The 21,553-nt window shown below is 55.9% G+C and carries 18 protein-coding genes and 1 tRNA gene; 4 read left to right on the plus strand and 15 right to left on the minus strand.

Annotated elements, in window-relative coordinates:
• Positions 1–49 precede the first annotated feature (49 nt).
• From LCM21_RS01625 to LCM21_RS01675, 11 genes are all read right to left on the minus strand, one after another.
• Positions 50–1,615, minus strand: a complete 1,566-nt coding sequence (locus tag LCM21_RS01625; protein WP_224889030.1) for a mechanosensitive ion channel family protein — start codon at positions 1,613–1,615, stop codon at positions 50–52.
• 449 nt (positions 1,616–2,064) lie between these two features.
• The gene (locus LCM21_RS01630; RefSeq protein WP_224889031.1) at positions 2,065–5,649 is read right to left on the minus strand and encodes a flavoprotein; all 3,585 of its coding nucleotides are present in this window, start codon (positions 5,647–5,649) and stop codon (positions 2,065–2,067) included.
• 111 nt (positions 5,650–5,760) lie between these two features.
• Complete coding sequence (locus LCM21_RS01635; RefSeq protein WP_224889032.1) at positions 5,761–9,063, minus strand: adenylate/guanylate cyclase domain-containing protein; 3,303 nt, start codon at positions 9,061–9,063, stop codon at positions 5,761–5,763.
• 810 nt (positions 9,064–9,873) lie between these two features.
• Positions 9,874–10,254, minus strand: coding sequence for a hypothetical protein (locus tag LCM21_RS01640; protein WP_224889033.1), 381 nt, complete (start codon positions 10,252–10,254; stop codon positions 9,874–9,876).
• 324 nt (positions 10,255–10,578) lie between these two features.
• Complete coding sequence (locus LCM21_RS01645) at positions 10,579–13,566, minus strand: DUF5906 domain-containing protein (RefSeq protein WP_224889034.1); 2,988 nt, start codon at positions 13,564–13,566, stop codon at positions 10,579–10,581.
• 89 nt (positions 13,567–13,655) lie between these two features.
• Positions 13,656–13,922 (minus strand): hypothetical protein, encoded by a 267-nt coding sequence (locus LCM21_RS01650; protein WP_224889035.1) that lies wholly within the window; start codon positions 13,920–13,922, stop codon positions 13,656–13,658.
• A gap of 49 nt (positions 13,923–13,971) precedes the next feature.
• Complete coding sequence (locus LCM21_RS01655) at positions 13,972–14,253, minus strand: hypothetical protein (RefSeq protein ID WP_224889036.1); 282 nt, start codon at positions 14,251–14,253, stop codon at positions 13,972–13,974.
• Positions 14,253–14,510: a helix-turn-helix domain-containing protein gene (locus LCM21_RS01660; protein ID WP_170477546.1), complete on the minus strand. Its 258-nt coding sequence runs from the start codon at positions 14,508–14,510 to the stop codon at positions 14,253–14,255. Before LCM21_RS01660 ends, LCM21_RS01655 begins: the two co-directional genes overlap by 1 nt.
• Before the next feature lie 96 nt (positions 14,511–14,606).
• Positions 14,607–15,047, minus strand: coding sequence for a hypothetical protein (locus LCM21_RS01665; protein WP_224889037.1), 441 nt, complete (start codon positions 15,045–15,047; stop codon positions 14,607–14,609).
• A gap of 16 nt (positions 15,048–15,063) precedes the next feature.
• Positions 15,064–16,332: a tyrosine-type recombinase/integrase gene (locus LCM21_RS01670; protein ID WP_224889038.1), complete on the minus strand. Its 1,269-nt coding sequence runs from the start codon at positions 16,330–16,332 to the stop codon at positions 15,064–15,066.
• Positions 16,333–16,587: 255 nt separating this feature from the next.
• Positions 16,588–16,673: transfer RNA gene (locus LCM21_RS01675), tRNA-Leu, on the minus strand.
• Positions 16,674–16,818: 145 nt separating this feature from the next.
• Between LCM21_RS01675 and LCM21_RS01680 the strand changes: the two genes are divergently transcribed.
• Entirely contained in the window at positions 16,819–17,397 is a 579-nt protein-coding gene (locus LCM21_RS01680) for a YqaA family protein (protein WP_224889039.1), read from the plus strand.
• Entirely contained in the window at positions 17,394–17,888 is a 495-nt protein-coding gene (locus LCM21_RS01685) for a disulfide bond formation protein B (protein ID WP_224889040.1), read from the plus strand. Before LCM21_RS01680 ends, LCM21_RS01685 begins: the two co-directional genes overlap by 4 nt.
• Here the strand turns inward: LCM21_RS01685 and LCM21_RS01690 are convergent.
• Positions 17,858–18,445 (minus strand): HNH endonuclease, encoded by a 588-nt coding sequence (locus LCM21_RS01690; protein ID WP_068331393.1) that lies wholly within the window; start codon positions 18,443–18,445, stop codon positions 17,858–17,860. The genes LCM21_RS01685 and LCM21_RS01690 overlap by 31 nt on opposite strands.
• Positions 18,446–18,659: 214 nt before the next feature.
• Between LCM21_RS01690 and LCM21_RS01695 the strand changes: the two genes are divergently transcribed.
• Both LCM21_RS01695 and LCM21_RS01700 read left to right on the plus strand, forming a co-directional pair.
• Positions 18,660–19,265, plus strand: coding sequence for an rRNA large subunit pseudouridine synthase E (locus tag LCM21_RS01695; protein WP_224889041.1), 606 nt, complete (start codon positions 18,660–18,662; stop codon positions 19,263–19,265).
• Between the two features lie 31 nt (positions 19,266–19,296).
• Entirely contained in the window at positions 19,297–19,722 is a 426-nt protein-coding gene (locus tag LCM21_RS01700) for a VOC family protein (protein ID WP_224889042.1), read from the plus strand.
• An 11-nt stretch (positions 19,723–19,733) separates the two neighbouring features.
• On the opposite strand, the gene LCM21_RS01705 is transcribed toward LCM21_RS01700, so the two are convergent.
• The 3 genes from LCM21_RS01705 to LCM21_RS01715 are packed head-to-tail and all read right to left on the minus strand — an operon-like array spanning position 19,734 to position 21,534.
• On the minus strand, positions 19,734–20,237 hold the full coding sequence (locus LCM21_RS01705) for a GNAT family N-acetyltransferase (RefSeq protein WP_224889043.1): 504 nt from the start codon (positions 20,235–20,237) through the stop codon (positions 19,734–19,736).
• Between the two features lie 2 nt (positions 20,238–20,239).
• Positions 20,240–20,905 carry an alpha/beta hydrolase gene (locus tag LCM21_RS01710; protein ID WP_068331400.1) on the minus strand — a complete coding sequence of 222 codons (666 nt, stop codon included), beginning with the start codon at positions 20,903–20,905 and terminating at the stop codon, positions 20,240–20,242.
• Entirely contained in the window at positions 20,902–21,534 is a 633-nt protein-coding gene (locus LCM21_RS01715) for a DNA-3-methyladenine glycosylase family protein (RefSeq protein ID WP_224889044.1), read from the minus strand. The genes LCM21_RS01710 and LCM21_RS01715 overlap by 4 nt, the downstream gene beginning before the upstream one ends.
• Positions 21,535–21,553 lie beyond the last annotated feature (19 nt).

The following is a 21,553-nucleotide window of genomic DNA, read 5'->3' on the forward strand; positions in this document are numbered from 1 at the left end:
GACATAGCGCGGAAATCGCTGAAAGTCCGCACCGAGCCCAAAGCAGTCGTTACACTTTTGGAGTTTCGCTGGCACTTGCCGCCGCAATAGCCGCAAGTTTTTCAGTGTTCGGCTGATCGCCAGTCCCTTCGACCTCTGGTATTGCTACGCGCACTTCCTTGCGTGCAAAATTGATACCTGCGTCATCGAAAGCCGCCTTCACGCGTGCCTGCAACTCGGCACGGATGGTAAATTGCTCGCCCGGTTTCGTCATGAACTTGCCTCTGACAACCATACCCACGTCGTCGAAATCAAATACACCCTGGCTCTTAAAAGGCTCGATGAAGTTGTCCGAGTAGGCGGGATCGTTCATCATGTCTTCACCGATCTCTCTGAATTTCCGTTTTATGACTTTTGGATCGGTGTCATAGGGTACCGTGAAACTGAGTTTCACAATGACCCAGTCACGGCTGAAATTCGTGAGCTGAGAAATCTGCCCGTATGGGATCGTGTGAATGGCACCAAGATGATGCCGCAGTTGCATGGACCGGATCGAGATTTTCTCAACGTTCCCCGTTGCCTCGCCCACCTTTACGTATTCGCCTTTGCGAAAGGCATCGTCCATGAGAAAGAACACGCCAGACAAGATGTCCCGGACCAAAGCCTGTGCGCCAAGCCCAATGGCAATACCGCCAACGCCAAGACCGGTGACAACTGAGTAGGCCGGGAAACCAAACCTTTGCGCCGCAGCCACGATAAGGGCAAAAAGAAAGAGCCCTACAACGATCCAACTCGCAACGGTCAGCAAGAGTACGCCTGCCGAGTTTGGCTCCAGACCACGTGCCCAACTGACGAGATCCACAAACACATTTCCGGCAACAATGATGATCCAGCCCAACAGAACAAAGCGCAGAACGGCCAGTATATAGGCAACAGTGATCTGGGTGTCGCCCGTCAGATTGACGATTTCATCTACGAACCAGGCTGCCACCATTGTGAGTGCCAGCGCGACAATTAGCGTTATAAAGTGGTTGCGCCGTTTCCCGCGCTCCTGCTCTTGCGTTTCAGCGGAACCCACCGAACGAGATGCACGCAGAATGGGGATAAATTGACCTGTAAGCAGTATCGCTACGCCGGCCAGAGCAATCCATTGCCAATATGTTTGCTCAAAAGCGACCCGCTTGCTCCAGTCCGGCAAGCTTTCGCTCCACTTGAGCGCAATCCCTGGACCGGGCGTTGTTAGGTAAGCCGTATACAGGCCCGGCGACGATGTGTCGATATAAGGCAGGTCGCGTATTGCATCATAATATTCCCTGATATTCTGAGCGGTGCTGGCGGAGAAAAGGTATTCACCAGTGCGCGGCCCGCTTTCGACAAGAGAAATTGTTATTGGAGTATTGGGGACGCGCCATTTGTTTGGGGGTTCATCGTCAACGGATGGCGCCTGAGCAACGTCCGGAAGCCCTATACGATCAAAAATTTCATCCAACAGTAAAGCAACTTCAATGGACTGACTTCGCCGGATTTCAGGTGGAAACAGCGACATGTCAATTGTCGCGGCGGCTCGACGTAGAGGCAGTATTGTATCCGATCCTTTGGCATCAGGCTGCGTAGCGATCTCGTAGACATCGTTCATCGCGGCAACAAAAGCTTGTAAGGTCGCCTGCGGGCTTCCCGTCTTTGGTGGCCGAAGGGGGTGTTCTACAGACTGCGCAAAAGCAATCGAAGAAAGGAATGTTAGAACGGTGAATGTTACGGCGCAGATGACGCGGTTCGAACCAAGCATATTTGAACCAACTTTTTTGAATATCAATTACCTACATACCTCGTCTGGTGGCGACATAAAATTGTCGGCACATCCGAGGATATATAGGGGTCCAAATTGGCAATTTTGCAAATGCGGTGCAGCCAAGTAGCGAACCAAGTTATCATCTTCGAATGCCGCTGGTCATTAAGTGGATCCGATAACGATGTGGTCTAAAGCCTCTAAACACGGGCAACCGATCAGGCGCATTCGCTCTACAGGTCTGGCACTGAACGTTGACTGCAAAAGACACTGTGATAATCCAACGGCTGTATCATCTCCTAAACGCTCTCTGTTTTCGGTGTCGCAATGGCCATCTCTTGCGTGTACTCGGAAACGATTTCAGACGTGCCTGCAGCAACTGCTGCTTGGTACTTCTCCGGATTGACAATGAAATAGCAAAAGGCCTTTTCCGTCCTGCCCAGCACCTCAACTGCGATTGTCTTGCGGACATAGGTGTTGTTTTCGCGGTTGTTGGCGTCGTAACCCTCGAGCTTATCAAGCTCTTTCAGTCCCTGTGCAGTCACGCGATAGACTTCGCCAGAGACATGTTTGCCCGACCCTTTCTTGTCGACGAGCGTCGCCATGCGATGCAAGAAACCACAATTAGGATTGTCGCAGGCCGGTTCTTTCTGCACGATCAGCGGCATGGTCTGCGTAGTTGTTGCGACCCCGACAAAATCGCTCAGCAGCTTTGCGTTTTTCTCATAATTCGGGAAACCGCGCTTCAGCGATCCATACGTAAAGTAGAGGTATGTTGTGTCATTGTCGTCGTCCAGCGCGTCGTCTTCATCTACATCCTCCTCCTGCGGCACATCACTACGCACGTTCTCGGCCCACTCGTTGAGTAACTCCCGGGTTTCGTCTGAAAGTTCGACGTCAGGGTCCAACAACATCCGCATGCAACTCAGAACCTTGAAATCGCCAGTGTCGAGGATCAGCCTGATGATATCTTCTGCGCCGTTCTTGATGGCAACGTGCATGGCAGAGTAGCCAGCAATGTTGACGCTGTTCACGTTGATACCGAGTTTCAACAATTCTTCGACAGCGGCGACATGTTCAATGCCGTGGGTGGTTCCGGTGCCCAGTGTCTCGCCGGGGCCACCGCAAGCAAAATGCAGCAATGTGTCTTTTGTTTCGTGATCGAGTACATTCACACCGACCACATCTTCCCGTATCATTCTGAAAATACGATCCCACAGTAGGTGATCGCGCGACATGGACGCTTCTTTCGCCCATTTGATAATGCGGTCCGGTTGATGGTCCAGATCATCTAAGGCAATGTTCAGAGCCGTGACGATTTCGCTAGGCGTGGCCATGGCACCGATACCCATTGTGCCATTCGACAGTTTGGACCGGCGTGGCCCCGCAAATGTTCCTCCAAGACGTTTTAGGATAGCGACATTGTTCTGCGTCGTGATGTTGTTCCACATATTCGTATTGCAGGCAGGGCAAAATATGACGGGTTTGGTCTGATACTGCCAGGCGACAAAAACCGACGTCAGCAGCGTATCTCCGATCCCATGCGCGATTTTCCCCATAGTGTTACATGTAATTGGTGCCACAACCACGCAATCCGCCCAATCGCACAATGCGAGGTGAGAGGCGCGCACCGCCATATCGAACTGCGTATACCGGAAGTTCCATTCATCGCTGTCGCGGTATACATCTTTGGGGGTGATGTGGTCGTAAATGTCGTATGCCTTTTCGTCTCGTTTTTTCACATCTCTGAAAAAGTGCTCTGCGTGGGGTGAAGGGATCAGTTTCACGTTGTGACCAAGGTCAGTGAGCTTCTGCACAAGTTCCGGCACTTTATCCGCCGCAGAGGAGCCGCAAGCACAAAGCAACACATTGCGCTTCCCGTCGCGCGGGTCCGTCAAACCGCCCTTGGGATATCCGTAGTCATTGCGCTCCAGGCTTGGTGTCTCGGTTTTCAACAACACGCGCAAGCCGGCCTTCTTGATGTCTTCCTGAAGTCGCCCAGCGATATAGGCATCCATAATGTCTTTTCTTTTGCCGAGGTACTCGCCTTCGAGGAACAAATACGGCACCGTCGGTTTGCTTGTTATTTTTTCAAGCTGCCGCCGCATGCGTGTTGCAAGCGTACTGTCGCCGGACACATCAACCTCGACCAGATCCTCGGCGCCGATGTTGTTCAAGACACTATGCAGCATGTAGGACCACGGATCTTCGTCGTCATAAAAGAGGATCAGTTTATGGTCTTTTAAGAGCTGCTGGACATCGCCCGGGTCACGCGGCATTTCCTTTTCTTGAAGTACGACCATCTCGGGATCATTGTTGTCGCGCAGCCCATGAAAGAGAGTGGTGCGGGGTATCTGCCAGACTTGCGAAGTTGCAGGGCTCATATCCACGAGGGTGACGTAATCGGTGTCCTCATTGTACGCGATGCAAAGGCACCAGAACTCCTGCAAGAGCGCTGTTTCTGTGAAATCGCTGCTGGGCAGAGCCACGGCATTGTGTCCGAGTACCTTGTTCAGATCGATGTTGATCTGCAAGTGACGCTTTTTCTGGTGCGGTTCGTCTTTATCGGGAGAATCAAAACTCTGGTCCGGCTTATGCGTCTCAGGAGATTTAAGGGTCCGCAACTGCGCCTCGAACCAAGCCTCCGCCGTGTCCGGGCTTTCTTTTGTTCTCGTGTTGAACGAATGAAACTCGGCTTTGACGTGCAGATCTTCCATTTTAGCAAGATACTTCCGCGCAATTTTGCTGAGCTCTGCGGCCGATCGGACCTTGCCGAGCGACTCCGTGTAGGAAAGATCTGCCACCCGCATCAGCTTGTCTTCGCTGGCACCGTGATCTCCGAAAATCTCGAAGCTTTCCGCAAGAACACTCAAACCGTTCAAGTTGGGTGTGGAGCGTCTGAACATCTCATGTCGTTTGTCATTCGAGATGTTGAGATGAATGGTGCTGTCCACGTAGCGGATCTCACGTTTGATCGCTTCGAGTTCGGTTGCGACCGCACCGCGGGCTGAGAACCGCAAGATTCCCCGTGCCCGGTGCGAGTTTCCGTCGCGATCGGACATCGCTTCGTAAAGCCGGCCGACCGTTGTCACCCACAGCTTGCCATACTTCTCCGGGTGAACATCCATCATATGCAGCAAGCCGGTGCTGGGGTTGCACTTGGCGATCACGGCAAAATGCCCACCGGGCATTGGACGACCGTGTGCAATGCCGACCTGAAAATTGGCAACAATGATATCGTCTTTGCCCGCAACACGCTCGGATTCGAGAATGGCTTCCATCAACGTCTCTGCGCTGGTTGTTTCAGGGTCCATGAAGAAAGGCGTCACTTTGACCCGATCCCGAAGACCAACCGTGTGGATGTAGTTGCAAGCGATATCGAAAAGCTCACCCAGCGCGATACCCGTGTTGACGACATAGGAACTCGGCAAGTTGACCTTCCGGAAGATGTCATTGACTTCGCAAGAGAAGCCAAGTGCGGTCATACTCAACGCCGCAGCGGTGACGCTGCAGCAATTGATGGATTGCTGGAAGTCCTGCATGTAGACGTTCACCAGGTCGCCAAAGAGCGTTGAGACAAATACTTCGCGTGTCTCGTTCTTCAGATCGCTCCATTTGTTGCGCGACAAGTAAGCCAGAGTTGTGTTTTGCTCTGCTTGGGCGGTCAGGCCAACCGGCAGTTCCGTATATGCAAGGTGCGCCTCGTAAAAATAATCTCCTGTTTCGGCGCGCGCGAGTTTCTCGTCACTTTGCAAAAGGGCGATATTGCCCTCGAGCACAACATACATTCCGCTTGGCGGCAGGATATCGCCTTCGACGACGTTTAAGACATTGAATGATGCTCGCAACTCGAGGGGTTCGCTTAACGTCACCGCATCCGGCAACGCCTCAAGAACGATAGCCCATTGATCGTCGCTTACAACCTGCGTTGTTTCGGTCCCCAAGGATTGTGTCTCGGTCATGGGTTGTATCCTTTCCTGCAGGTGCGTTCGGTGTTAGGAAGCCGCCGTCTGATAAGGTTTTTTGCGTATTACGGGCATTGCGTTGAACAGGCTCGCCGCCTCTGCCGTCGTTCGAAGTGATGTCAATGCGTCGTTATCTGGCATCCCGCGCGCTTTGTTTGTCAGCGCTCTGGTCCGTTGAATATGATATTGCGACCATGGTGTCGGTTCGTCCGCGGTATAGTCTTCGAGGGCAGCCGCCAAACGCTCTGCGTCCTCGAAGGCCTCTGCGTTCAGGCAAGCTTGCATGGCATTGCGGTAAAACCGAAAGTAGTTGTGACCAACACAACCCTTTGCAAGCAATGCTTCTCCTTCCCGTAGAATTTCAACGCGTCGTGCGGCATTTGATGTCGTTAGGGCAACCGTGGACATCACCCAAGGGCCTATAAAAGTATCGAGCGCCATTTCGCGCACTTTCGTCAGCGCGGCCTCGGCAAGCCTCTCTGCTTCAATGTCGTTACCCTGTTCGAACTCTATGCGTGCAAGTGTCTCTTCCAAAAAGGGAAGGAAGCGTTTCGCGGCGATGCGTTCGGCCAGTTTGTTGCCCCTGTCGATCTCCGAGCGTGCTTCGGCATACCGCGCCATCGAAGTGAGGATCCAGCCCGCTGTCAGTCGAGACACGATTTCCGGACGATGTGTTCCGAGTTTTTGCGCCAATTCGGCTGACTGCAAGGCGCAGGCCAGCGCCTGCTCGGTCTGGTTCATGTAAATTTTTGTTGTGGCCAACATGAACAGATTAGCACTCTTTACTGCACCCAAACCATGTTGTTCGCAAAGTTGCAGGCAGTTTTCTATGACCTCATGAGCGGTAAACATCCTGCCACGCGCATAAGCGGCGTCGCCCAACCCGCTGAGCGCCAGGGCTTGCCTTTCCGGCAAATCGGCTCTCTGCGCATATTCAAGCGATTTGGAATGTTCTTCCTGGCAACCGTCTAGATCACCACGTGGGAAATGCAGGCTCCCACGCAGATAGTGTACATTGCTCAACTCAGACAAAAGCGTGCCGCCTTCGGCGATAGTCTGGGCTTCGTCGAGAACCGCGTATGCTTCATCGATCCGGTCTAGGATACGCATGGCGGCAGCTATGCCGATCAACGAACGGCATTTGTCCAACGCATGCGCTGCGCAATCCTGCGCCTCGCGGAAGCATGTGATGGATTTCTCACTGTCACCCGACTCCCGCAGAACATCGCCTTTGACCCGCAAAAGTGCACCACGCGTGTTTGGATCGGGATCGCAGTTCAACCCCTTTTGTGCAAAATCCAGAGCATCATCTGATTGGAAGGCATCTCTTGCGTCACGCGCCGCCGAGAGAAACGCGTCAGCGGCGCGTGGGTCTTCGGCGAACGAAAGATGTTGCGCATAAAGTACGACATCGCGCTTCGCAAACCAATTTGCAGCTGCCAAATGCAATGCGCGCAAGTCTTTCCGCAGAATAGTACTGAGAATGGCATCCCGTATCAGAGCATGGGCAAAAAGATATCCGTCATCGACGGGTTTTATCAGGGCTGCGTCCAGCAATGGGCGCTCGTCGTAAACGCTCACCTCTGCAATTTGCGTCACCGCGCTCATCGTAAAACGCTGCCCCAACACGGCTGCCGCATGCAGTATTTTCTTGTCTTGCGGCGCAAGTCGGTCAAAGCGGGCCTGAATCAAGCTTTGGATCGAACTGGGAACCAGCCCATCTACATCGTTTGCGTGGGCCAACATCTGAACCAGAAAAAGCGGGTTGCCCTGCGCCTTCTCGATACACTCATCGACCATTTGGTTCGTGACGCGAATGGTCATCTGTGCAAGTTCCATCGCATCAGCCGATTTCAGAGCGCCCAGGGTCATTCGTCTCACACGCGCTGAACTTTCGATTGGGGCAATATCCATGTCCATCACGTATCCTTCCATACGGGATGTAAGCAAAAGAAAGACCGGATTGGCCTGACTTTCATCGACCAGAATATTTATCATGGGCAGCATTTTGGGATCTGCCCAGTGGACATCCTCCAAAACAATCAGTTGCGGTGTTTGCGCTGAGAAATGACGCACGACGCGTCTGATGGTTTCATGCAACCCTTCCACCCGAGCGGTGTCACTCATCGCACCAAGCATCACCGACATCTCATGATCAGGTTTCACGCCCAGAATCTGAACCATGAAAAGTGTGGAAATCTCATTCAAGACGTCTGCCTCGGTCAATCGCTTGATCACGGACATGACCGCCGATTCTCGAGCATGCTCTCCCAGACCACACATACTGCTTATGATTTTGTTCACGGGCGACTCTGCATCTCCAAGACCAAAGTCAAGAAACAGTGCGGAATGCCTGTCGAAACCTTTCGCTTTTGCCTTTAAAAGAGTTTCCTGAACCAGCCTCGTCTTGCCGATACCCGCATCTCCGCGCAGGTATAACGTTTCACCGGTACGCCGCGAGATAGTTCCGTCAAGTGCTCTACCCAGTAGCTCGACTTCTCGATCACGTCCGACAATTTTGTTTTGTGCGACCGCCTTACCGAAGCCGACAAACCGATGCGCCAGCACGGGGCTTTCGTACCCTTTAACCTGTAAAGAGACTGGAGCGTCGCAGTGAATGCTTTGACTGAGAGACAGAAATATCTTGTCGTCAATCAGTGTTTCTTTTGGTCCAGCCTGATCAGCGAGGCGGGACGCTAGGTTCACAGTATCGCCAGTCAGAGTAAAGTCTTGGTCTTTTCGTTGTCCGTAACCGCGCTTGGAGAAGAGAACGTTGCCTGCTGCAGCACCAATATGGACAGTTAGTTCACGACCAAATCTTCGAGATATATCTTCCATGGCGCGGTGCATCTCGACGGATGTCCGCAACGCCCGTTCACTATCGTTGCCAAATGAGACCGGCGCGCCGAAAACCGCCATCACACAATCGCCGATATGACGCTCGACCGTGCCACCCATGCGGATCACAATTTCATTGAAGCGATCAAACAAGCAAGACAGCACATCGTGCAGATCTTCCTTATCCAGTTCGCGCGATAACTGAGTATAGCTGCTGAGGTCGGCAAAAATGGTAGTGACGTCTCGCCGTTCAGCGTCAGAGGAGCTTTCAAGGTTTGTCGATGTGTGTGCAGTGACAGTTGGGTCGTATGTTTCCGCGGCCTCTTTCAGGCCCGCCAGGATTTTCTTCCGGTGCCCCAGAGAGGCGATGCCGATTTCCTTCAATTCATCGAGGGTCAGATCGCCAATAAGTGACATATCAATGTCGTTTTGAACAAAAGCATCGAGGTATTGAGAAAACCCGATGCTGCTCAGTGTTTTTTCAAGTTCATCCATCGAATAGTCCCGCAAGTACCCTTGTCTGATCTACTACTTTCACTTGTACTAAAGCAATCGTTAACCATTGAATCGAATGGATCAAACGAGCTACTTGTTCGCTTTTGATCTGAGCAGGCAGGATAAACAAAAGAGTTCTGACGGATCGCAAATTCTGTTTTGTCCGATTGTCATCATATCTCGAATAGAGGCCAGATACGGTTTTGTTTGCAACGCGGAGGTTACTACAAATCAAGTAGCGCGCCCCGCACGACTGGCCGTTTGCGGGAAGCTAGATGTCAGCGCCATTTGGAGCGATAATTATCAGCATTGACAGTTTGTAATAGCTAGACTGTTCAGACGATTGTCGGCTACGTCCGCATAGTGGTCGTTCATGACTTTTCAGCGAACATCTGCATCTGGCTCAAAACGGACACGGATCGGCGATTAGCTTGCCGCTATCTGCGGTTTTGTGTTCAGGACAAAATCGAAAAAAAAAATCGGGCAGAACGCAATACGTACAAATCGAAAAATTTTTGGAAGGGGCGACGTGGTGTGGGGAGGCCTAGCTCCACTGGCCCCGGCGATCTTTTCAGGTGGGGGGGGGCATTTTCGGAAATTTCTCTAGTCTGACAAAACCCAGCCCAGAGACCTACCTTTGTCCCCCGGAGAGCCCATATAGGCGCCGCAATAGTCAACCCACTACCGGTCGCCCAGCGCAGTAGCCAAACGATCCGCGACGACGAGTGCTTAGGTTAATTTCTCACGCTTCATGGACGGCCTTGGGTCGCAGGTCGCGCTTGGGGATGCTCAGAGTGAGAATGGGCCGGTTCATTGGACTGATCCTCCGTGGTCGTAGTGGGTGACGAAGTCGACACCAAGGCCGAGGTAGTCCGCCGCTGCCCGGCCCACCCCCTCAATGCCGAGGCGGTCGCTGCAGTACTGGCAGGCGGCGCCGACGATGACGTTTTTGGGTTTCCGGCCCGGCAGGACGCGGGCCATCAGGACGGGCAACCGATCCTTTGTCCACGGCGCGCCGCAGGTCATGCAGTCGCGCTCGCCCGTCTCAATGGACCCGAGGGTCTGGACGAGGACCTCCAGACCGTGCGGGTTGAGGCTGAGAACCTCGCCGAGGAGCGGCGTGATCTCGACCGTCGTGACGCCTTTCCTGCGGGCCTTGGATGCGGCCTTTCTGCGCTCGTGCCGGTTCATGCGCGCACCCGTTTCTGGGTGTGTATCGCCTGTAGCGGGGTGTATCGGGCGTGCAATGGGTAGTAATCTTTTTTAAACAACAACTTAGACGAGTGTAACGCCGTAACGCCCAAAAACGACAAAAAACTTTCACAGGAAACACTTTCTTTTTTACTCCCTATAAATCCAAAAAACACATCCTCTTTTATTTCTATATTACTACCCGTTACCTCGTTGCAGTCGTTACAAATAGAATAAGAGTATAGAAAGTAAGAGAAAAATCGGTGACGGGTTGCCGGGCCAAGCCGGCACACCGCATCACAGGGCCGCGTGAGTGCGCGGCATTTAGGCGTCATCGTCAGTTTCCTCCCAGATGAGGGGTTGAGCGACACTTTCCTGGAACGCGGCCCTTAGCTTCGGCAGTGACTCGAAGTTCCTGCCGCGCGTTGGATTTGAAGCTCCGCCTAGGCGCATCGTCTTTGGCTTCGACACTGCGTCGCCGAGCAGGGCATCCACGCTGGCCCAGAATGCTTCATTGCTTGAGGGTTTCTCGTGAACGCGATGGTCATGCACCCACTTCGAATACGCCGCGTGGATGACGGCCACAGGCAGGCGCACAGGCTCATTGGGTGATAGTTCCACGTAAACCCGGTTCAAGTTGGCATCCGTCCGCAGGCCACCCGTGGCCGCGTCCACTTCGTAGTATCCGCTGCTGCTGTGGACATCCGTGAACGTCTGACCGCTGCTCAGGAATGAGTACAGCCAGGCTGCCACGTTGTCGGATGACTTGAACGTGGCCGTCACGGCCGCCTCGGATTTCCACTTTGGCGGCTTGCGAATTTCATCCGCGTCGACCTCCCGGTTCAGCATCATGTGCAGGAAGGCACCGCGGGCTTTTTCGATCGCCCGCCTCAGCCGTTTGAAATACTCCACGTCACCCACAAACTTAGCGGAGCATTCAAACACGACATGCCGCCGGTCTTGCAGGCCAAGGGGCGCAAACCAAACCTCGTTCGATGACATTATGACCTTGGTGTAGTTCGGGACTTGGATCCGATCCTTGTACTTCAATTCCATCCCGCGCATTTCATCGGTGATGACGGCCTTGTACGCGCCCGTCTCCTTCTTCTGACCGCCCCACAGCGCCTCATTCATGCTCAAAAGCACGTTCAGGCCCAGGTGGCCGGTGAAGCGTCCCGTCAGATCTTCCGTCCTGCTGACGACCATTCCGTGGACACCAAAGATCGGCATGAGCAGGCCGTCAACGACCATGCCCTTGCCGGTTCCTTCAATGGACTTCAGCACCAACACTGGCAGGTTGGTCCGTTCGGGAAACTGAATGGCCGTGGCTATCCAATCCAACTGGTACTTGTACTTCTCCAAATCGTCATCGGCCCAAACCTGAAAGAAGTGGTCGAGGATCGTTTCCAACGCATCACCCACCTCCTGATCCCCTTCAGGGTCGAATGGCTCAGCCAAGTAGCCTTGCCACATGTTGTAAATTCCGCCCTGCTGGATGGTCCGCCCATGTTCGCGTACTGAAGCCCTTGGCTTGAACTGGACCGCATCAAACGTATTGCGCTGAGGCCAACTCATCCATCTGGGCAGGATCTCCACCCGCCGTGGGCCATCTTGCGTCAACTCGATGGCATACTGGTTGGCCATGTACGTTCTCAGGTCACTGGGTGAGATGAGCGACATCTGCCAGTTTCCCAATTCATCCTGACGTTCAGTGACGATAGCCGTCTTGCCGCCAAACATTGCCACGCCATGCCGTTGGTTCATGTCATGCAGCGCGTCATGCAGCATGGGCAAGCCGTCGCTCTGGACCGCCTCCCGCCCACGCACCTGGGCAGAGGCTCGCTTTACCCACTTCTTGATCTTGGCGCGGTGATCTCGCTTGCCGCCGCTCAAGACGCCAGCAGCCAGGTTGAGGAGTTGCGTCCACTCTTCGTCGGTCTCTTCCATTTCATGCCTGCCCAGGGCGTAGGCAGTGGCTTGGATGAAGCGAAAGGCTTTTTCTCGCCCAGTGCCGTCGTCGCGGATCGCATCCTTCAGGCGCTGGGCTTCGGCAAGAAACACAGCCACGGGGAGGCCAGCCCGATCGCCGTTGCGCAGGCGAAACAACACATGAGGCCCGACGTCATACACGAACGGCGACCCGCTTTTGTCGAGGCGCAGCAGCGCCGCCCAACTGTCGGATGGCCTGAAGGGTGATTGCGCCCGCAACTTGGTGTCTGGATCCATGCCCGCTAATTTCAGCCACAAATCCGTCAGTGTGTGCGTCACCTCCCTGCCTTGCAGTTGGACTGTCACGCTGGATGACAGCGCGAGGGCGTCGTTATCTTCCAAGACGCTAACCCGCAGCCCGGCTTTGTTTTCGCGGGTGGTAATCGTCAGGCTGTGGTCTCGCGCCAAGGTCGTGCGCTCCTCGCCCTCTGGCGTTTCAACCGTCCTGCTGTCAAAGCGCCCACCCTTGGCACCGATCACGACGCAAGGCGGCCCTATGTGCGTGCCTTCCACATTCGACACTGGCGCGCCATCGAAGCTGACCCTCTCCCACGAAAGCGTGGTTGGGTCATAAATCGACCAACTCCGCGCATGATCGCCCCACCGCCGCCTGAAGCCGACGCCCCTCAGCATGGCCTGAGCGAGGAGTGCAGCGCCAAAGCGCGGCAGGTCGTCGGGATCCTTCATCTGCACGTAATGGTGGCTGGATGGCGACGTGAACACTGCCTCGCCCGTTTCGTCATCAATCAGGCGCGACGATGAGGAGGGCAAGTCAATACGTCCAACGCCCTCCAAACCCGGTGCGATCCGACACATTGCCCTCCACCATTCCTCGGTGTCGTGAAAGGTCAGCTCTTCGGGCTGATCATCGGTAAAGTCTCGATCGAACAACAGCCACGACGAGGGCCGCATGTTGGCCTTCGCGCGGCTAATTGCCAGGCCATCATAAAGCTGATGCCAACCCGCTCCCGTGCCGCCTGCTTTCTCGATGGCCTTGGCACTCAGGATGTCAAATGGACCCACTGGCGCATCCACAAATCGGCCCACACAGAGGCAGGCCTGCGGGTCGCGCCCAACTATCTCCAGCACCTCCACCATCGCCGCCTGATCCGGCACCGGAATTTGCAGGCCCCTGTAGTGAGGCGCGTTCGCTGCGGCCTGCTTGATGACCTTACCGTCCACGACGTCAAAGACTTTGTTCGCGGCTTTGCCCCCTGTGCAGCGCATTACGACGAGCGCATCGGGACCATTCTGATCGCCCTCACAGCGGCCACGCAGGCTCTCGTGCGCGTCGGTTGTCGTCTCGATGTCTTTAGGGGCCATTTCCGTCTCCTAGTTATGGACGGGGGATCTCAGATCCTCCGCTTCTGTGTGTTTTTGTGCGGCTTGAAGCCCACCGGTTACTGATCGGGTTACTTCTCGCCCCTCAGAACCGCATTTATCTCGGCGCTCAACTCGCCCAGCGCCTCGTCAACAGCGCGGGCCAGTTCTCGGGTCTCGCCCAGCCGTGGCACCTGCTCCAGCGTCTCGAGGTGCTGCCGACGCTTTCGGGGTTTCCGCGACGCAGCCACGGTGCGCAGACCCCTCTCGAAGCGATAGCCCCGTGTGCTGGCCATGAGATCGCAGCCGAACCGTTCGGCCAGATCGCGCAGGGCGCGTTTGTAGCGATGGTCATTCATGATCGGTGGAACTGCATTACAGCCCTCTTGGTCGGAGGGTCTGCCCGTGCTAAATATTCGGTGGGATCCGAATGGTCGCTGGCAGACCATTTGATTTTTTTTTTTTAGTGTGAGCGCCGTCCCGCTGGGGCGGCGTTCTTTGCGTTTTCTCCAAAATTCGATGCTTGAACGCCGGGATCGGGAGGTCGTGCTTTGTCGCGACCTTGCGGAGTCCGTTTTCTTCCTGCACCGAGTGGACAGCCACGGCGCAGCCCAGGCGCTGGGCGCATTCAATGCGGGCGAGGATGTCTCTCTCTGTCGGTCGGGGTGGTGTCTTGCGGCGACCGGTCATCAGGCCACCGCCTCCGGGAATTCGCCCGGCTTGATGCGGTTGCGTTCTTTGAGGGCCAAAATACTCTCGCCGTCGATCAGCGTCCGATCGCCGCGCTTATATGCGTCGATCTCCCCGGCATTGATCAGGCGATACACTGTGCTGGGCGAGCAACGCATCAGCGCCGCCGCTTCGAGGACCGTACAATCCGGCATTGGGTGGAGTGGGTATGCGGCTTCGCGATCAGGAACACCGCGTCGGCCTGTTTTCTTTTTCATGTGTCACTTCTCGGTTCGAGTGATGACACCGAAGGCTACGCACGAAATCGCGCCCAGCAACAATATAAAACGGCGCTTCCGCGGAAGCGCCGTTTTTTATTTGGGTAAGTGTTTCAGGACTGCCATGAACTTGCGCCAGTTTCCCTTCTCACTGACCCAGACCGCTGTTTTGGGAGCCGCACCCCGCCGCCGCGCCCGTATGTATCGGGTCAGGCGCTCCTGCATCCGCACTGATAAAACGGCCTGCTCAGCGGCGGCGTCCAGCAAGTCTTTCTCCAGCCAACCAGCCCTTTCCGGGGCGTCGACAACTGCGCAGAGCGCGGCAAAATTCTCCGCCTTGCGTCGCGCTGCCTGAGCCGACGCGCGCTGCGGCTGTACAGCCTTTTCTGTCATCTCGTAGAGGTTCAACTGCATCGCCTCAACGGCTTCGCGCAGCGCCTCCTCATCGTCCAATGGCACCTCATTCAAGTGGACAAAATACTCATGTTGAGGGTCCAGTTCCATTTCCGAATAAATGAGGGACTTTTTCTCACTCATGCCCGGCCCTCCCCGATCAGCACACGTTCTGACCTTCGATCGCGGCGAGGTGATCCGCCCAGCGCTGCCACCACTCCGCGGCGGGCGCTGTCAGTTCCGCTTGGTTGTAGTGGGCGTCCACGCCCGTCGCGAGCGTGTGGGCCGTCAGGCGGTCGCGGATGTCACGTGTACCACCACTCTCGGCCACCCACGTCGCCAGAGCCTTGCGCAGGGTGTGGATCGTGAACGCGCTGGGCAGGCCCGCCTCGCCGCGTTTATCCGCCCATGCGTGGCTCACATTGTCCGCGCTGCGGGTGCGCTGGGGGTCGTTGACGGCGGGGAACACGAACGGGCTGTCGGTGCCGCGCCGGGCGTCCAGAACAGCCATCGCCGCGTCAGACAGTATGACCACGTGGGGCCTGTTCGCCTTCATGCGCTCCGCCGGTATGGTCCAGCGGTTGCCCTCGACCTCGTCCCAGCGCATCTCGACCGCCTCCCGCAGGCGTGTACCCGTCAGGGCAATGAGGCGCAGGGCCTGCCCGATGTCGCCCATATCGGCGGTTGCGGCGAGGAAGGCGCGCAGGTCCTTGGTGCCGGGGTGCCACGTGCGCGCCTTGGCGCTGTCCACCTCGGGCAGCATGGTGGGGGTAATGCCGAAGCCCTTGGGCAGCAGGCCGGCCTTGCGCGCCTGTGTGAGGACGCCTGAGATGGCTGAACGCAACTTGCGCGCCTGCTGGGGTGTCTTGGCCTGAATAGCTGTGATCGGGGCGCTCAGATGGTCGATGTCCAGTTCGGCCAGTGTGATGGCCTCACGGCCCGGCAGCAGGTGTTGCCGCAACAGGCGGTCGTTGGCCTGCCATGAACGCAGGTTCTCGCTGGCCCACGTGGTGTAGTGATCGACCAGTTGTTCGACGGTGGTGTCCGTCATGTTGTCCAACGTTTCGCCGCCACTGCGCTGGGCGCGCATGTCGGCCCATTTCTCACGCGCCTCGGCGACCGACATCTCGGGGTAGTGGCCGAGGGTGATCTCGCGCTGCTTGCCTTCCGCCTGTACGCGGTACGTCCAGCGCTTGAGGCCCGTCTTGCTGGACTTCATCATCAGGCCGGGGCGCTGCGGATCTGTGAGCCGCGCGCCGCGCCCCAGGCGGTCGTAGTGGAGTTGCGTCAGTTCCTTGGGTGCGTCGCCGGTGGCGATCTCAAGGGCGCGCAGCAGCGTCGTGCGCAGCTCCTTGCGCGGACCCAGTGCGATGGCCTTTTCGATGAGGCTTGCAACTTGGGCGCGGGTATCCGATTTAAGTTGTGGCATGGCCGTTGTCCTTAAGCAGTGACGGTTATGTCGCGCCCGGCTGGCGGTTCCAACGCCGCCGGGCCACCCCCCAAACATAGTGATTCACACCGCCCCCACAAGGGCGGGTCACTGATGAGTCACTGTTGAGGCATGATACTGCAGGGGTCACGACGGGTCGTGGGGGGTCACTGGTCGGGGGTTGTAAATCCCATGACGCGCCGGGCGTTAAGCCCTAAGCGCCATGTTTTATTGGGATTTTGGTAGAAAAATCAGTGGTGCCCAAGGAGAGACTCGAACTCTCACGGTATTGCTACCGGGGGATTTTGAATCCCCTGCGTCTACCATTCCGCCACTTGGGCCACGAACACTGCATTAGCCTTCACAGCCGGGAAGGTCCAGAGGCAAAAACCAACCCAATTGCAGATTGTTTTCATCACAGCGGTTGACGACCCACCGGGCGCGTGTTTTGGCTTGATCAACGTTTTAGCAGGGTTTTATCACCAGATGTTGCGATCGCTTTATGACTGGACCATTCGTCTGGCCGAACATCCGCATGCTTTGTGGGCGTTGGCTTTCGTGGCCTTTATCGAAAGTTCGGTCTTCCCGATCCCACCTGATGTGCTGATGATTCCGATGATATTGGCCCGCCCATCACGGGCTTGGCTGATCGCAACGGTGGCATTGGTGGCCTCAGTGCTGGGGGGGTTGCTGGGCTATGCCATCGGTGCGTTTTTCTACGAAAGCATCGGCCAACCCGTCTTGCAGTCCATGGGCAAAGCTCAAGCCATGGAAGCGTTCAATACCCGCTTTAACGACTTTGGGTTCTGGGCCGTCCTGACGGCTGGCGTTACGCCGTTCCCCTACAAGGTCATCACCATCATGTCCGGATGGACGGGAATGCCATTGGGTACGTTCATTGCTACGTCGATTCTGGCCCGTGCGTTGCGATTCTTTGCAGTGGCCGGGCTGCTGTGGGGTTTTGGAGAACCAATCCGGACCTTCATTGAAAGACGCCTAGGACTGATGTTTATCCTGTTCATCGCCCTTCTGATCGGTGGATTCTACGTGGTAAAACTCCTATGACCCGCAAAAATACTCTGGTTTTGATCGCAATGAGTGGATCCGCGGTGTTACTGTTGGGCGCATGGGGCTTTCAGTATCTGGGCGGGCTTGCACCGTGTAAAATGTGCATCTGGCAACGCTACCCGCATGGCGCGGCCATCTTGATCGGGGCGTTGGCCCTGACGCTGCCGCGTGCCAATCTTTTGCCGCTGCTGGGTGCATTGGCTGCGCTTACAACGGCGGGGATTGGCGTGTTTCACGCCGGGGTCGAGCAACGATGGTGGGAAGGACCCTCTAGCTGTTCCGCCGGCGATATCGGAGGCTTGTCAGCGCAGGAACTGATGGACCAGATCATGTCTGCACCGCTGGTGCGCTGCGACGAGATACCGTGGCAGATGTTCGGGCTGTCAATGGCCGGATGGAACGCCGTTCTTTCGGGCATTCTGGCTCTGCTGTGGATTGCTGCGTGGCGCTCGGGCAGTCAAAACTCGTCCAGTTCCGCGTCCCAATAGAGAAAGTCAATCCAGCTTTCATGCAGGTGGTTTGGTGGGAACTTCCGACCGATGTTTCTGAGCGCTTCGGCATCTGGTCGACGTGGCGGCTTGCGCAAAGTCATTCGCGCCTGTTTTAGCGACTTGGACCCTTTCTTCAGGTTGCATGGGCTGCAGGCTGCCACCACGTTTTGCCAGCTTGTAACACCGCCCGAAGCGCGCGGGACAACATGATCAAAAGTCAGATTATCGCGGCAACCACAGTACTGGCAGCGAAATTCATCCCTTAGAAATAAATTAAAGCGCGTGAAGGCCACGCGCTTTCTGGGTTTTACATAGTCTTTAAGGACAACCACCGAAGGTATTCGAATCTCGGTACTAGGGCTTCGGACGACTTCGTCGTATTCGGCCACAATATCCACCCTGTCCAACCAGGCAGCTTTTATCGCCTCTTGCCACGGCCATAGGGACAACGGGTAATAAGACAGCGGGCGATAATCGGCGTTCAAAACCAATGCCGGATGGTGCTTTAGAGCACCGGGTTCCCTGACAAATTCGGTCCTGAATTCTCCATCCATATCAGAATCGCTCCTGGCTCTGCTCTGCCCGTTTTTGACGTCAGAGCGGGCATCACCCACCCTGTCCACAACTTAACTATATATCGTGGTAAAACTCTGACAAGCCCTGAGTTTCCACAATATCTCGCGGATTGGTTAAGGCGACTCCGTAACATCTGCGTGACAGTTATCCACAGGTTGCGCCAACCGTGTCCTTCAAGCTATGGCGTGGGTCATGAGCTGGTTCATTCGATTCAACAAACCCTATGACGTCTTGCCGCAGTTCACCGACCGCGCAAACTCGGATTCACCACGCAGCACGTTGTCAGATTTTATCGACCTGCCCGGTGTCTATCCGGCCGGGCGCCTGGATCGTGACAGTGAGGGGCTTATGCTGCTGACCGACAACGGCCGGTTGCAGGCGCAGATTTCTGATCCCAGGCACAAGATGGCCAAAACATATTGGGTGCAGGTCGAGGGTTTGCCCGATTCAGCCGCGCTGGCAGCCCTTCGAAATGGGATCGAGTTGAAAGACGGGCTAACCCGCCCCGCCAAGGTGCGGTTAATTGACGAACCAAATGGGCTTTGGCCGCGAAATCCACCGATCCGGGTGCGACAGACGGTGCCTGATTGCTGGATCGAACTGACCCTGCGCGAAGGTCGCAATCGGCAGGCACGGCGAATGACCGCAGCCGTTGGCCACCCAACCTTGCGCCTGATCCGTGCAAGGATCGGCGGTTGGACGTTGGACGGTTTAGACCCCGGCCAGTGGGATAGTCTACCTGCGCCCGAGTTGAATGTCGGGCAGCAACGAAAACGGGACCGCCGCCCGCGCCGATGACAAAAAACGCGCCATGTGATAGAGTTACAGCATGAAAGTTACACCTGAGACACCTGTACCCGAAGGCATTCTTGAGGCCGCGCTGTATGTCGACGACCTCGCGGCCGCAGAACGCTTTTATGGAGAGATCCTCTCACTTGAGAAAATCCAGCATGATGCCGAGCGACACGTTTTTTTTCGTGTCGGCAGTTCTGTTTTGTTGCTGTTCAACGCAGATGAAACTGAAAAGTCGTCTGGCAACACACAGTTCCCTGTACCGCCCCACGGAGCGCGGGGACCAGGCCATGTATGTTTGATCCTTACACGGGAACAGATCGACGTTATGCGCAAGCACCTTTTGGATTGGAATATTCCGATAGACTCGGAATTCGACTGGCCCAACGGCGCGCGCTCGCTCTACGTGCGTGATCCGTCTGGAAACTCCGTAGAGTTTGCCGAGCGGCACCTGTGGGCCTAAGCCCGGTGCGTTCAGGAAACTGTTTCCCTCCTGATGTCGAAGCGTTTTGAGATTCGATCAACCGGCGTCCCATCCGTTAACGGAACGCCGCAAGCAACTGAATAGTCGGAAAAACCCATCTTCTCATAATACCTCAACCCCATTCCGTTATCAGCCCTTATTGTTGCGTTAATAGAAGCAATTCCAATTGACGCGGCGTATTTTGAAGTTTCCCCAAACAAAGCCCGTCCAGCCCCTTTCAAGATAGGCTGACGGCGCGTGAACGTGGCGATGTCGGCCCAGCCTGCCGGAAGGGCGTCATACTCGCCCAGCCACTGAAAACCGGCCACCTGACCTTGATCTTCAATCGCGACGTGACAGCAAATCTTGTCTGAATTATCCAAAAAGGATTGCCTGAAGAAAGCTTCCGTAAACGGGGTTTCAAATGCGGTTGATCCGCCGATCTTAATGATTTCGTTGAGGATTTGGCACGCGATGCTCACGTCCTCGGACATCATCGGGCGAACGGTAATCACCGCTACAGGCTCAGTTTGTCGCGCATGAAGGCCAGCGCAACACTCAGGCCGTCCGGTGCAATTCCGTGGCCGGTTCCCTTCATGATGTGGGCGTAAACCTCTTTAAACCCTGCAGCCTGCAGCGCTTCGGCGGCTTCGGGCAATGATTGCGGCGGCACCAGATCATCCGCGTCACCGTGCACCAACAGGATGGGCATTCGACTGACAACTTCGTCAGCAAGTAGGTCGGGTTCCAGCAACCGACCGGAAAAGGCAACGATTCCCGCGACCGGGTCTTCGCGACGTGGGGCAACATGCAGGCTCATCATCGTGCCCTGCGAGAAACCGAACAGAACGACCTGCTCGGGCAAAACGTCTTCATCCACCATCAATGCGTCGAGGAACGCGTTAAAATCCTGAATCGCCATTTCCATGCCGCGCTGCGCTTCTTCTTCCGACGAGCCGTCGATCCACGGAATCGGGAACCACTGAAACCCGTTAGGCATTCCGGGAATCTGCTCGGGCGCATCCGGGGCGACGAACAGCGTGTCGGGCAGATGTTCACCCAGCGGATCAGCCAGGCCCAGCAAGTCGGCCCCATTGGCACCATACCCGTGTACGAACACAACGACCGAGCGTGTGTCGCCCGAAACCGGCTCTTTTCGGAGCGCATTCAAAACCCGTGTCATCTGATCCCTTCTCGTTCTTTGGCCACCCGGTAATAGGCCCACAACACACGCGCCGCAACCGACCGCCAGGGCGACCAGGCCTCGGCCATCTTGCGCAGTTCTTTGTCCGTAGGACGCGTGGGCAAATCGTAGAGAATTCGCGCCGCCTCTTGCAGTGCCAGATCGCCCGGCGCAATGACATCGGCACGGCCCAGCGAAAACATCGCGTAAATCTCGGCCGTCCAAACGCCAATACCGGGCACTTCGGTCAGCGTGGCGATTACATCTGCATTAGAAGAGGTGCGTAACGCTTTGTAATCAATGCGCGCCTCAGCCAGCGCACGCGCATATCGAATCTTTTGACGGCTTAGCCCGACTGACCGCAAATCTTCATCTGTTGCCCACATGATCTTGCGTGGCCCCGTAAGATTTGCGTCTTTCAAACGCTTCCAAATGGCGTTGGCCGACGCCACGCTGACCTGTTGGCTCACTATTGCGCTCAAAAGCTGCGCAAACCCGTCAGGGCGTCGGCGCAAAGGCAGTGGGCCGGTCTGGTCCATCGCCCAAGCCATGCGCGGACAGCTATCTGCCAGCCACGCAGCCCCCTCTGAAACGCATTCAGGTGTCTCGATAATACGTCCTACGGACATTGGCGCTCCGGGCTGTTTG

Origin of the sequence: Ruegeria profundi, from assembly GCF_020171505.1 — a bacterium.
Lineage (GTDB): Bacteria > Pseudomonadota > Alphaproteobacteria > Rhodobacterales > Rhodobacteraceae > Ruegeria > Ruegeria profundi.